Genomic DNA, 13609 nt, shown 5'->3' with positions numbered 1-13609 from the left:
TCCAAAACCAGAGGAGGAAATATGGATGAAAACGAAACAAGGTAGAGCGCTGAAGGTAGTTTCTGCAGCCATTTGTTTGACCTGCTTGTCCGCGGTGCTGCTTGCAGCATGCAGCTCGCAGAAGGAGAGCGCCTCCCCGCCGTCCGGCGGAGCAGCACCGAAAGGACCGCTGGAGCTGTCCGTTATGCTCATCCAGCAGGCTGCGGAGCCGCCTAAAGCGGACAATCCCGCCATTAAGAAGCTGCAGGAATATACGAATACGAAGCTGAATTTCACGTTTGTACCGGCTTCAGCGTATGACGATAAAGTGAGTGCAACCCTTGCTACGGGGAAAATGCCGGAAGTAATGCTGATCCGCAAAAACAAGGAATCGGCCATGCTAAACGCTCAGCTGTCGGGTGCCTTCTGGGATTTGACACCGTTCCTGAAGGATACGAAGAACCTGAGTAAAATGAGTGAAGTCGCCGTGACAAACGCCAAGGTCAGCGGCAAGCTGTACGGCATTCCGCGCGATCGTACGCTTGCACGCTACGGCATGATCTTCCGTAAAGACTGGCTCGACAACCTCGGCCTACAGCAACCTAAAACAGTGGATGATATTTACAATATAGCCAAGGCCTTTACATTAAACGACCCGGATAAGAACGGCAAGAACGATACGTTCGGGATCCAAGAGGATGCCACGATGGAGCTCTTGAAGCAGCTGACCGTCTACAACGGCGGACCGAACGGGTGGGGGCTGAAGGATGGCAAGGTAACCCCCGATTTCCTATTTCCCGAATTCAAGTCCGCCCTCGACCTGTATAAAAAAATGGTCAGCGAGAAGCTGATCAGCCCGGACTTTCCGATTGCCAAGAAATATGATTACTTCAACCAGGGGAAAGCGGGAATGTACTTCTCGGTGCTGGATGACAGCATTACACGCCACAATGATCTTCCGAAGCTGGATCCGAAGGCCTCTGTCGATGTCGCGCAAAATTTCGAAGGGCCGAAAGGGCAGAAGGTTCGGGCTACGAATGGGTATGATTCCTTAATTGCGCTTCCTAAGCAAAGCGTCACCTCGGAAGCAAAGGTCAAAGAGATTCTCGGCTTCTTGGATAAGCTGGCTGAGCAACCGATGCAGGATGTATTCGCATGGGGGGTAGAAGGCGTCGATTACACACTCGACAACGGGGCGGCAAAGAAGAAGGATGGCGCCCTGATGGCGGCGGATGCGTGGAATCTGAGATGGGATGGGGGCACCTCCAGCATCAAGGGGGTAACTAAGCCGATTGAAGAAAAAGTGCAGAAGCTGTTCGCAGACAATAGGCAGATCGCTGTCGTAGATCTCAGCGCCTCGTTGGTGTCGGATACGAATACGCAGAAGGGAGCCGATCTGAAGAAGGCTATTACGGACGCCCAAACCAAATATATATTGGGGGAGCTGGACGAGAAGGGCTGGAACGACGCCGTTGACAAGTGGCGCAAAGGCGGCGGCGACAAAATCATGGAGGAGTTTTCGGCGGATTATAACAAATCGAACGGAAAATAATGAGCTCGGTCCACTGAAGCACTTCGGTGGGCCGCTGTTTTTCATAGAGGGATTACGACACCGATTCCGTTATGTTAGGGATACATCTTTGGTATGATTACGGATGATGGAGCGAGTGGGCCGCTACCCGAATCAGCGTGCGGATCCGTGGTTTACAAGCATACTGATGGATGGTACTATTTTACAGCAACGGTAACTACGGTTGACCTGATCGAGCTGCGGAGCGGCCGGATGGAGGCGTCCTTCGCTCATCGTTTGGAGAAGATCGGCTATCCGGTGAACGAGCATCCTGCCCATTTGATTCGAAACGGCAGCGTTTTCATCAGTTACTCGGCGAGCGCGACGGATGCAAACTACCATAAGCTCGGTTGGAGGCCGGAGGGGAAGGCGTGTTTCGGCATCCCGCTTCCCGATGAATCTAAAAGGAGAGTGTAGGCATGTTTTGGACGATTGAGAAGCTCGAAGCAAGAATCGTAGAATTGCAGCCCTACCGATACCGGGATGCAGTTCCGCTAGAGAATTTGCGAATGAAAAGGGACGATGAGGGGGCCAACGGCAGCTATCCGACCGAGGAGGGAGACTGGTCGGCGGTTAAGCTCGGAGACCGCTGGAAGGGCCGCGATATATACCGCTGGCTGGCCGCGGACGCATTCGTTCCTTCCGGCTGGACTGGACGCAACGTACTGGCCAGATTCGATTTGGGCACCACGGGAGGCGGGGGCAACAGCGGCTTTGAGTCGTTATTGTTTCTGAACGGACAGCTTTATCAAGGGGTGGATACGAATCACGGCGAGGTGTTCCTCCCGGAAGAGCTCATCGGAAGGCAGGCTCGCTTCCGGCTTCGGCTTTGGTCGGGGATGGGCGGGTATCAACCCGCAGCCGTCATGGAGCATCAGCTGAAGCGTGCGGAGCTGGTTTGGCTGGACGAAGCGGCCGATGACCTCTACTATACGGGCCGTGCCGCACTCGATACGGCAAAGCAGCTTGGCGATAGCCAGGCGGAGCGCCATGAACTGCTGTCGGTCCTTGATCAGGCTTTCCGGCTGATCGATTGGTCCCGCCCCAGTTCGGCTGGCTTCTATGAATCGGTATCGACCGCACGAGAACAGCTGCGCACGGCATTGGCTGCTCTGCCGAAGAGGCACCCCGTTGAGGTGCAGTGCATCGGCCATACGCATATTGATGTGGCATGGCTATGGAGGTTGACGCATACAAGAGAGAAGGCCGCACGCTCCTTCTCTACTGTGCTTCGCCTAATGGAGCGATACCCGGAGTATGTGTTTCTCCAGACGATGCCGCAGCTATATGCATATGTGAAGTCCGATTACCCCGAGCTTTATACTCAGATCAAGGAGAGGGTGCAGGAAGGACGGTGGGAGGCGGGCGGCGCCATGTGGCTCGAAGCGGACTGCAATCTGACGTCAGGCGAATCGCTGGTGCGGCAGCTGCTTTACGGTACCCGCTTCTTCCGTGAGGAGTTCGGCGTGGAATGCAAATATTTGTGGCTGCCGGACGTATTCGGTTACAGCTGGGCGCTGCCGCAAATTTTGCGGAAAGCCGGAATTGAAGCGTTCATGACAACCAAAATCAGCTGGAATCAATACAACCGGATGCCGCATGATACGTTCATCTGGCGGGGAATCGACGGAACGGACATATTGACTCATTTTATTACGACACCGGACCCGGGAGGCCGGGAGGGAGCCTTTTATTACACGTATAACGGCGGCATAACGCCGTTCTCGATTCAGGGGATCTGGAACGCTTATCGGGATAAGGCTCTCAATCAGAAGCTGTTGCTGTCGTATGGCTATGGCGACGGTGGGGGCGGGGTGAACCGGGATATGCTCGAAATGCGCCGACGATTGGCGGACATGCCGGGCTTGCCGCAGGTGACGACCGGGCGAGCGGACTCGTATTTCGATGAGCTGAAGGAACGTGTGGAGCAGACGAAGGAGTATGTGCATACCTGGGACGGGGAGCTCTATTTGGAGCTGCACCGGGGGACGTATACGAGCCAGGCCGAGACGAAGCGGTCGAATCGCAAGCTGGAGCTGGCGCTTCGTGAAGCGGAATGGATGAATGTCTTATCCGCCGTTCAATCAGGCAGCTGGACGCAGTACCCGGGGCAGGCCCTATACGACGCTTGGATCCTTGTGCTTCGCAATCAATTTCACGATATTATCCCGGGCTCGTCGATCCGCGAGGTGTATGAGGACAGCCGCGAAGAGTATGCGGAAGCGAAACGCCTGACCGACAACGCATGGAAACAGGCGGCCGAAGGATTGGCAGCCTCCCGGGGAAGCTCCACAGAACTTGGCGTAACCGTGCTGAACAGCGCCGGCTGGGAACGGAGCGGCTTGGTCCAAGTGAGCGGAGATGCGGCGGAGGCATCCGGGAAGTGGACAAGCCCGGAAGGCGAACCGCTGCTAGCACAGCGGACGGCAGGAGGAGATTGGCTTATCGAGGCCAAAGGCCTTCCGTCGCTCGGGTATTCGTTTCTGCGCTACATGCCGGCCGATAGCAGCGTCGCGGCCGCTTCCCCTTTTGTTTGGAGTGAAACGGGCATCCATACGCCGTATTACGAGCTGGAATGGAATGATGCGGGCCAGCTCACTCGAATCTATGACCGCCAAGCAGGCCGTTCGGTACTCGCTCCGCAATCCCGCGGCAACGTCTTTCAGGTTTTCGAGGATAAGCCGAAGAGCCGGCATGAAGCGTGGGACATCGATATTTACTATCAGGAGAAAATGCGGGAAGTGACGCTGTTCGAGGGCGCGACTCTGCTGGAGGAAGGGCCGCTGCGTGCCGTGATCCGGTTCCGCTGGAAGTACATGGATTCCACACTGGAACAGAATCTCATCGTATATAGCGGCAGCCGTCGTATGGACTTCGTGACCAGGGTGGATTGGCAAGAGCGGCGTCAGCTGCTAAAGGTGGCTTTCCCCGTTGAGGCTCGCGCGGTGGAAGCGACCTACGACATTCAGTTCGGCAACGTGAAGCGGCCGACGCACTGGAACACGAGCTGGGATTATGCCCGCTTCGAAACGGTAGGCCACCAATGGGCCGATCTATCCGAGCGTGGCTACGGAGTCAGCCTGCTGAACGATTGCAAGTACGGCTACGATATCAAGGACAATGTCATGCGCCTCACCTTGATCAAATCGGCCATGGTCCCTGATGCTACAGCCGATCAAGGACTGCATGAGTTCACCTATGCGCTCCTTCCTCACGAGGGTGACTGGGTGCAAGGAAATACGGTGCGTGAGGCATGGGACTTGAATCAACCGCTAAGCTATTCGTTAGCTCAGCCCGAGCTTGGAGCCTTCTCGCTGCTGCAGCTAACGGCTGATCATGTCCTGGTGGACGCGATAAAGAAGTCGGAGGATGAGGACGCGATCGTCGTCCGTTTGCACGAGTACACCGGACGCAGGGGACAGGTGACGATGAAAGCGGGTCTGCCGGTTTCCGGCTGGCAGGAGTGCGATCTGCTCGAACGAGCGGAGGGAGCGCGTGTAGCGGGGCAGGAGCTGACCTTCGACATCAAGCCGTACGACATCCGGACGTTTTTGATTTATTTACAGTAGCTTGAGGAGACCGTGCCTTCTATGGAGGGGACGGTCTTTTATTCGTGTTACGGGATATACTGCTTGCGAAACCGCAGAGGTGAAACGCCTGCATATTGCTTGAAGCAGCTGGAGAAGTAGGGTGCATACTGGAAGCCGCACTGCTCGGCAATTCGCGCGACAGGCCAGTTCGTCTTTATAAGCAGCAGCTTGGCCTGCTCCAGCCGGTACTCGTGCAAATATTCCATCGGCGTACAACCGTACGTTTCTTTCATACATCTCACGATATAATTCGAGTGATAATGTAGAGCCTCGGCTAGAGTGTCATAGGTTAACTCCTCTTGATAATGCTGGCGCAGGTAAGCCTCCGTCCTTTCTGCGAGCCGTAAGGCGGGGGAGGCGTCTTCTCCATGGTACCCTTCCTCAATCAAGCGAAGCAGCTCCATGAACAGCTGCTGCTCATGCCAGAAAGACTCGGAGCGGCGCCTGTCCGTTGACAGAAGCAAGGTTCGCAGGTGCCGCTCCGCCAGCGGGAATTCGAACGGTGAGGCGTACTGCTTCAATCGCAGCGAATACGGATTTTTCCAAGCGTGCCGTATGGGATAGGGGAGACCTCCCCCGCTTTCGACCGAATGCTCCCACCTCCCGCTATAGTCAAAATGAATCCAATAAAAGCGAGTCTCCGTATCACAAGGCTTGACCGCATAATGATACGGTTCGGGAAGCAGCAGCAGCGTTTGGCCGGCGGCTACCTCCCATTGTAGATCCTCTTCCCCCATAAAAAGCGTTCCCTGCGTTACCCACAGCAGGTCAAAAATTCCGATATTCCTGCGGTTCGGATGCTGCTCCCCCGGCTGCAGTGTCGTATGACCGGTTGTTATGTAATAGGGAAGCGGGGGGAGCTCCAACGAGATGATGCCGGTTTCAGTCACAAATATAAGCCTCCCGAAAGCAGTGTGATATTTTATAAAAAATGGGTTCGATTTATTCGTAGTGCAGCTTTCCATTCCAGAATAAACTGAAGAAGTGTAATATTCAAATAGTATATAAATGGAGGGACGGGAAATGAGGCAGGTACATATTCGGGATCCGTTTTGGAATTCCTATGCCGAGCTGGTTCGCAAAGCGGTTCTACCTTATCAATGGGAGGCGCTCAATGACCGGATCCCCGATGCGGAGCCGAGCTACGCGATTCGAAATTTTCGAATTGCCGCCGGCCTGGAGGAGGGGGAATTCGGGGGAATGGTCTTTCAGGACAGCGACGTGGCCAAATGGCTTGAGGCGGTCGGTTACTCGCTGGCTGCCCATCCGGACCCCGAGCTGGAAGACATCGCTGACGGCGTCATTGAGTTGATCGCCAAAGCCCAGCAAGAAAACGGCTATTTGAACACGTATTTTACAATAAAGGAAAAAGACAATGCGTGGACGAATCTGCACGAAGCGCACGAGCTGTACTGTGCCGGCCATATGATAGAGGCAGCGGTCGCTTATTACGAGGCTACGGGGAAACGACGGCTGCTTGAGGTCGTATGCAAGCTTGCGGACCATATCGATACCGTATTTGGCAAGGAGCCGGGTCAAATCCGGGGGTATGACGGACATCAGGAGATCGAATTGGCGCTGGTCAAGCTGTACCGGGTGACAAGGGAGCGGAGATACTTGGAGCTGGCGCAGTTTTTTATTGATGAGCGCGGGCGGGAGCCGCATTTTTTCATCGAGGAGTGCAAGCGGCGAGGCGGGTACAGCCATTGGGCCAAGAAGGCGGTGCCGATACCGTCTGCCCAGAGCCTGGCCTATAATCAGGCGCATCTGCCCGTTCGCGAGCAGGAGGTGGCCGTAGGGCATGCCGTGCGGGCTGTGTATATGTATACAGCGATGGCGGATCTCGCCGGATTAACAGGTGACAAGGAGCTGGCAGAGGCTTGTCGTCGCCTATGGAACAATATGACCCGGAAGCAGATGTATATCACAGGCGGCATCGGGTCAACCCATCACGGAGAAGCCTTCTCTTTCGACTATGATCTTCCGAACGATACGGTTTATGCCGAGACGTGCGCTTCCATCGGCTTGATTTTCTTCGCCAGACGTATGCTGGAGCTGGAAGCCAAGAGCGATTACGCCGATGTGATGGAGCGGGCCCTGTACAATAATGTCCTGGGAAGCATGTCGCAGGACGGCAAGCATTACTTCTATGTGAATCCCCTGGAGGTTTGGCCGCAGGCTTCTCTGCATAATCCGGGGAAGAGGCACGTCAAGCCGGTAAGACAGAAGTGGTTCGGCTGCTCCTGCTGTCCGCCGAATGTAGCCCGGCTGCTGACCTCCTTGAACGACTATATTTACACGGCGTCCAAGGACGAGAACAAGGTGTATACACATCTATTCATCGGAAGCTCCGCGAAGCTTCAGCTGGCGGCGGGCCAAGTGGAGCTGGAACAGCATTCCCGGCTTCCTTGGGAAGGCTACGCAAGGTTCGAGATGACGGCTGTGCCGGACGATGCCTTCACTCTCGCCCTGCGAGTTCCTTCCTGGTGCAATGGGCAAGCGGAGCTGCTAGTTAATGGAGCCGCCATATCCTACGACACGGAGGCGGGCTACGCCGTTGTGACCAGGAGATGGGCAGCCGGGGATATCGTGGAATGGATGCCGGCCCTGGTGCCGCAGTTCATCGAGTCCCGTCCGGAGATCCGGGCCAATGCAGGCAAGGCGGCCATCGAACGGGGTCCGCTCGTGTATTGTCTGGAGGAAGCGGACAATGGAGCTCTGCTTTCGAATATATGCATTGATCTGAGGGAGGATTTGCAGGCCTCGTTCGAGCCGGAAATGCTGGGCGGGGCGGTTGTCATTACAGCGAAGGGCTTCGCAGGGGAGCTATCCTCCTGGCAGGAAGATGAGGCAGCCTACCGTCCGGCTGCGAGGCTGTCGGCATCGGAGCCGATAACTCTGAAAGCGGTGCCCTATTACCTATGGGGCAACCGGCAGCCGGGGGAAATGACGGTGTGGATCCGCAGCTGCATGTAAAAAAAGGGGCTGTCCCATAAGTCCGTGAAAATATGACCATCTTATCGTTGGTCGTGGGAAAATACCTTCAGCCTAAGCTCAAACACTTGGTCGCCGTCAATAGATTAGATTTTATGGAAATGACGGCAATCCAAAACTCACGCTGAAGTAGCGAAAAATGTTCGAGGTCGAAAGCGTCTTTGGCCAAGTAAAGGGGAATCGAGGATTCCGTAGGCCTAAAGTCAACATCGAGGTAGGTCTGCTTAGTCTTGCCCATAATTTACTCAAGAAAGCGGCAGTGGGAGCCAAAGGAGCTCCAAATTCGGGGGGAAAGGCTCATCCTTCCACTATTTCAAGCGAAATTTAGTTCCACAAAAGCAAACGGGGTGTTCCCCAAGTAGAATTTCTACTTATGGGACACCCCCTTACTTCAAGGATTACACTTCATACCCATTATCAATTAAGTCCAAGCGGCCTGTTTCCGGATGGATAATCATGCCGTGGACCGGGAGATTCTTAGGCAGCAGAGGGTGCTTACGAATCATCTGCACACTGCTTACGACGCCGTCATGGACGTAATCGAAGCCGGTGAGAAACTTATTCAGATCGACCCCGGCGCTCTTCAGCGTATCGATCATTTCGGGGGATACGCCGCGGCTTTGCGCTTTTTCAAGCACCTGCTTAGGCTCCATTCCCGTCATACCGCATTCATAGTGCCCTACGACGAAAACCTCTTGCGCCCCCAGCTCGTACACAGCGACAATGATGCTCCGCATGATAGAGCCGAAAGGGTGAGTGACGAGCGCTCCGGCGTTCTTGATGATCTTCGCGTCGCCGTTGCGCAGGTTCATTGCCCGCGGCAGCAGCTCTGTGAGACGGGTATCCATACAAGTGACGATAACCATTCGTTTGTCAGGAAATTTCGTTGTAATAAACTCCTCGTATTGCTTCGTCTCCACAAATTGCTCGTTGTGCTGGATAATTTCATTTAATAAAGACATAACTAGCACGCCCTCTCCTAGTGAATATTCCTGATCCTTGATTTCTCTTTTATTTCTTATATGATCAAGCTATGCCGTTACATGGCTGCGCTTGTCAATCAGCCTCATGCTGGCCGTATAGATTTGGCCGGTGCTCTTCAGCACGAAGGCAATGCCGTTCGGCTGCAGGTCCACCGTCATGAGCTCCTCGAAGAACACCTCATGCTTGCGATCCATCCAAAGCTCGAATTCCTCATTCTCCAAGCGAAAATCATTCGGTCCGGGCTCGTCGACCAGCCATAAGGTAGGTACGCCGCTGACCGCGCAGCCGCAGCCCTCCGAATCGTAAGCGAGCTTCAGCACGCCGCTCTCGGTAAGACTCAGGAAGCCGCTGATTCGTGCAGCCGCTTGCTCTGTGAAATTGATTCTCATCTTCAACCACTCCTTTGTCTATTATTACTGTAGCCGGATTTGCTTCTCATTTCAAGAGAAAGTATGATCAAGAGGTAAGGAAATTGAGGAAAGGGGAATGACCGTTGACCACTGAAACCCATGAAACCAAGCTCGCTGCATTTCGGGACTATTTGAAGAAAATGAAAAGCTACGAGGAAGCCGTCGGACTCATTTATTGGGATATGCGGACGGGCGCCCCGAAGAAAGGCCTGGAATCCCGCTCGGAAACCGTGGGCGTCCTCTCCGGCGAGCTGTTCCGGATGTCGGTATCCGATGAAATGGGAGCGTATCTGGATTATTTTATCACACCTGAAGCCAATGAGCGTTTAAGCGATCTGGATCGCCGCATCGTTCGCGAGTGCAAGAAGGATTACGATCGCAGCAAAAAAATTCCTCCGGCCAAATATCAGGAGTATGTCGTTTTGACCTCCCAGGCGGAATCCGTGTGGGAAGAGGCGAAGCATGCAGCGGATTATGCGATGTTTCAGCCTTATCTGGAGCGGATCGTACAGACCAATCTGGAATTCATTGAGCTGTGGGGCTATGAAGGGCATAAATACAATACGCTTCTCGATATGTATGAGCCGGGGATGACCGTGCAAAAGCTGGATCAAGTATTCGGCGCACTGAGAGAACAGGTGGTTCCGCTGCTTGCGGCCATTCAGGCATCGCCTCATGCTCCGAAAACGGACTTCCTGAGACAAACATTCGAGAAGGAAAAGCAAAAGAAATTCAGCTTATACATATTGGAGCAAATGGGCTATGATTTCGAAGCGGGACGGTTGGACGAGACGGTGCATCCGTTCGCGACCGGCCTGAACCCGGGAGATGTTCGCATCACAACCCGCTATCTGACGGATGATGTGAACAGTGCGTTGTTCGGTACGATCCATGAAGGCGGCCATGCGCTGTATGAACAGAATATCTCCAAGGAGCTGCTTGGAACACCGCTCTGCACAGGCACCTCTATGGGAATCCACGAGTCCCAATCCCGCTTCTGGGAAAATGTGATCGGCCGCAGCCGTCCATTCTGGAGACGTTATTACGGCGATCTTCAGAAGAACTACCCGGGCCAATTCGATCAGGTGGCCGTGGAGGATTTCTACCGGGCGACGAACGAGGTGAAGCCGTCCTTAATTCGGATTGAGGCTGACGAGCTTACCTATAACCTGCACATCATGGTTCGTTATGAGATCGAGAAGGCGCTGTTCAGCGGCGAGGTGAAGGTGGCCGATCTGCCGGAGGTATGGAATGCCAAGTACCAGGAATACTTGGGCGTCGTGCCGTCGAATAACGGCGAAGGCGTATTGCAGGATGTGCATTGGTCCGGCGGTGCGTTCGGGTATTTCCCATCGTATGCGCTAGGCAATATGTATGCGGCGCAATTCACGCGGACCATGGAGAAGTCACTGAATATCGACGCTTTGGTCGAAGAGGGCAATCTCATTCCGATCAAGGAGTGGCTGACCGAGCAAATTTATCGATACGGTAAGGCGCAGACGCCGAACGAGATCGTGAAACGGGTGACGGGAGAAGAGCTGAACCCGGATTACCTGGTAGAGTATCTGAAGAAGAAATATGCGGACATTTATAAGCTATAAAAAAGAAATCGCCCCTTCCGGCCCGAGGGTTTTCCCTCCGGCTGGAAGGGGCTTTTGGATCATGGCATCGGCTCGTAGATCGAGCCCATGAACAGCCAGGCTCCGGTCTGCCGATCCTCGATCGCGAAGAAGAACGGGCGGTCGACAGTCAGCGAGAACCGCTGCTTCGGAGGGGCGCTTCCCGCCTCCATGAGCACGGCGGTTGCCGCGGCGGCCTCGGTTCCTTTCTCGTTTACCTCCAGGAAGGTCTTATGCACAATCTGTCCGATGAACAAATTCGGAGGCGATGGAGCCATGGCGGAGAAATCGGCCTTTGTCCGGTCAAAAGGCAGCTTCATGCCCATGGCTTCCAGCTCCTCTCGAAGCTCGGCCCCGTACTCCGCCTTAAACTTCGGCAGACGCAAATCTCCGGGAATCGCGGGATAACGCTGCTGCCATGGCGTCGGGTCCTGCCGCAGCTTCGCTTGAACCGCGTCTAATCTTACCCCCTCTTTAGGAACGATGAGCAGCATCGCCATTTGACCGTCCCCATAAGGCAGGCGTACCGCCTCCGCTTCATCGGTTTCCAAGTATTCCAGCTGCTGTCCGAGCGACATCAGGGGTACCTTCTTCTCGCCTCCCCCCGCCAGCTTGAACACACCTTCTCTCGTCAGCGAAGGATCGAATTCATGCTTCCAGCCTCCCTGGAAGGAGATCGCATTCACCAGCACCATAACCGCTTCCGGCGGAAGCGGATTCGTCAGAAGAGAAGGGATGCGATGGTTGGTTTTCTTGTTCACCCAGCCATTGATCGTTCCGACAGCGTTCTTCCCCTGTAAATCAAGGCTCCGCACTTCCGCCTCGTAGCTGCTTCGAACCGTGTCGAGAAAGCTGTCGTGAAACTTCCACTTATTGTTCAGCCACAGCGAGTTCGCCGTGTTCAGCTTCACCCTTGAGCCGGGCTCCCGGAGAAGCGCCTCCAGCTTCTTGTATCCTCCGTTCAACTGTTCCAGCGGAAGATCCTGCCAGCCGAGGAAGGTGGCCATCGCAGCCTTAGTCTCGCCCTCGCTGCCGTTATAAGTCATCGCCATCGCTGTAGAAAGACTGACGGGGGAGAGGATCACATTGGTCTCCGGCTTCGATTCGGACAGCTGCTTATGAAGGCGCAGCCCGAAGCTGTTGGAAGCTTGCACAATAGGCGGCTCGAGCGCGGAAGCGAGCAGCTGCCTTTCCTTATAGGATACGGCCGGTTTGGAGAACGGGCTGGTGCAAGCGGCCAGCAGCACGAAGGCGAGGACGGCGCCTGTATTTCTTATCCGCATGAAGATTCCCCCTCGAACTTTATTTACCTTCCTAACGAAACCTTAGTCTCTTATGTTGCCGATTCGCCGCACCTTGCACCTTTTTCTGGGCGCGTGCATAAGATATCCCACAATCTTACAAACGCATGGAGGGCTTGCCATGAACAACAAAAGGGCTGGACGGTGGTTCACCGGGGCGGTAGCGGCCATTGTAACGGCTGCTGTAGTGTTGACCGGCTGCGGAACAGGCAATTCAGGACAAGAATCGACCAAAGTACGAATCGGCGAGGTGACACGCTCCATTTTCTATACACCTCAGTATGTGGCCATCAGCAAAGGATTTTTCAAGGAAGAAGGGCTCGACGTCGAGCTGACCACTACCTTCGGCGGGGACAAAACGATGACGACCCTGCTATCGGGCGGCATTGATGTCGCGCTGGTCGGCTCGGAGACGTCCATCTATGTACATCAGCAGGGAAGTGACGATCCCGTCATCAACTTTGCGCAGCTGACACAGACGGACGGTACGTTCCTCGTAGCGCGTAAGCCGATCCAGGGGAAGTTCGACTGGAACCAGCTGAAGGGCAGTACCTTCCTTGGTCAGCGTAAAGGCGGTATGCCGCAAATGGCCGGCGAATTCACGCTGAAAAAATACGGCATCAATCCGCAGAAGGATTTGAATTTGATTCAGAACGTCGATTTCGCCAATATTCCAACGGCTTTCGCTTCGGGCACAGGGGAGTACGTGCAGCTGTTCGAGCCGCAGGCGACGATGTTTGAGAAGCAGGGCAAGGGCTACGTGATTGCTTCCTTCGGGGTTGAGAGCGGCAAGCTGCCTTATACCGTATTCATGGCGAAGAAAAGCTACATGGACAAAAATGCGGCAACGGTGCAAAAGTTCACGAACGCGGTGCAGAAGGCTCAAAACTGGGTGCAGAGCGCGAGTGTCGATGAGATTACCGAAGCGATAGCCTCCTATTTTACCGACACCGATAAGGAGATCATCAAGGGCGTGGTGAAACGCTACAAGGATCAAGGCTCCTTCGCTACGGACGGTATTGTCGATGAGCAGGAGTGGAACAACCTGCAAAATGTCATGGAGGCTGCAGGCGAGCTGAAGTCCAAGGTGGACCATAAGACACTGGTAAACAACCAGTTTGCCGAGAAGGCAAAGCAAACGGTGAAATAAACCGCATGGGAT

At 54.6% G+C, this 13609-nt stretch carries 9 protein-coding genes and 2 pseudogenes; 7 read left to right on the top strand and 4 right to left on the bottom strand.

The annotated features are described in order from the left end of the window. The first annotated feature begins 25 nt into the window (after nt 1–25). The 3 genes and pseudogenes from QMO62_RS07850 (at nt 26) to QMO62_RS07840 (ending at nt 5118) form a co-directional block, all read left to right on the top strand. Entirely contained in the window at nt 26–1531 is a 1506-nt protein-coding gene (locus QMO62_RS07850; protein WP_284640057.1) for an extracellular solute-binding protein, read from the top strand. Nucleotides 1532–1637: 106 nt separating this feature from the next. Then, nucleotides 1638–1762, top strand: a pseudogene (locus QMO62_RS33545) (alpha-N-arabinofuranosidase); the annotation flags it as partial. 206 nt (nt 1763–1968) lie between these two features. Beyond that, nucleotides 1969–5118 (top strand): alpha-mannosidase, encoded by a 3150-nt coding sequence (locus QMO62_RS07840; RefSeq protein ID WP_284640055.1) that lies wholly within the window; start codon nt 1969–1971, stop codon nt 5116–5118. 47 nt (nt 5119–5165) lie between these two features. Here QMO62_RS07840 and QMO62_RS07835 read toward each other — a convergent pair whose 3' ends face one another. After that, nucleotides 5166–6029: a helix-turn-helix transcriptional regulator gene (locus QMO62_RS07835; protein WP_284640053.1), complete on the bottom strand. Its 864-nt coding sequence runs from the start codon at nt 6027–6029 to the stop codon at nt 5166–5168. A 133-nt stretch (nt 6030–6162) separates the two neighbouring features. On the opposite strand from QMO62_RS07835, the gene QMO62_RS07830 reads away from it, so the two are divergent. Together QMO62_RS07830 and QMO62_RS33630 are read left to right on the top strand one after the other, a co-directional pair. Beyond that, nucleotides 6163–8115 (top strand): glycoside hydrolase family 127 protein, encoded by a 1953-nt coding sequence (locus QMO62_RS07830; RefSeq protein ID WP_284640051.1) that lies wholly within the window; start codon nt 6163–6165, stop codon nt 8113–8115. 151 nt (nt 8116–8266) lie between these two features. Continuing rightward, nucleotides 8267–8461 (top strand): annotated as a pseudogene (locus tag QMO62_RS33630) (hypothetical protein); the annotation flags it as partial. 70 nt (nt 8462–8531) lie between these two features. Here QMO62_RS33630 and QMO62_RS07825 read toward each other — a convergent pair. Both QMO62_RS07825 and QMO62_RS07820 read right to left on the bottom strand, forming a co-directional pair. Further along, a complete protein-coding gene (locus tag QMO62_RS07825) occupies nt 8532–9095 on the bottom strand; it encodes a beta-class carbonic anhydrase (RefSeq protein WP_284640049.1) in 564 nt (187 codons plus the stop codon). Between the two features lie 69 nt (nt 9096–9164). Continuing rightward, nucleotides 9165–9506 carry an iron-sulfur cluster biosynthesis family protein gene (locus QMO62_RS07820; RefSeq protein WP_284640047.1) on the bottom strand — a complete coding sequence of 114 codons (342 nt, stop codon included), beginning with the start codon at nt 9504–9506 and terminating at the stop codon, nt 9165–9167. Between the two features lie 104 nt (nt 9507–9610). Between QMO62_RS07820 and QMO62_RS07815 the strand changes: the two genes are divergently transcribed. After that, complete coding sequence (locus QMO62_RS07815) at nt 9611–11128, top strand: carboxypeptidase M32 (RefSeq protein WP_284640045.1); 1518 nt, start codon at nt 9611–9613, stop codon at nt 11126–11128. Nucleotides 11129–11187: 59 nt separating this feature from the next. On the opposite strand, the gene QMO62_RS07810 is transcribed toward QMO62_RS07815, so the two are convergent. Then, entirely contained in the window at nt 11188–12429 is a 1242-nt protein-coding gene (locus tag QMO62_RS07810) for a serpin family protein (RefSeq protein ID WP_284640043.1), read from the bottom strand. Nucleotides 12430–12568: 139 nt separating this feature from the next. On the opposite strand from QMO62_RS07810, the gene QMO62_RS07805 reads away from it, so the two are divergent. Next, nucleotides 12569–13597 carry an ABC transporter substrate-binding protein gene (locus tag QMO62_RS07805; RefSeq protein WP_284640041.1) on the top strand — a complete coding sequence of 343 codons (1029 nt, stop codon included), beginning with the start codon at nt 12569–12571 and terminating at the stop codon, nt 13595–13597. Nucleotides 13598–13609: the final 12 nt, after the last annotated feature.

Source organism: Paenibacillus silviterrae (genome assembly GCF_030167925.1).
In the GTDB taxonomy this organism is placed as follows: domain Bacteria; phylum Bacillota; class Bacilli; order Paenibacillales; family NBRC-103111; genus Paenibacillus_G; species Paenibacillus_G silviterrae.
The sequence above is the reverse complement of the archived record's forward strand: the minus strand, read 5'-3'. Positions and strand labels throughout refer to the sequence as shown.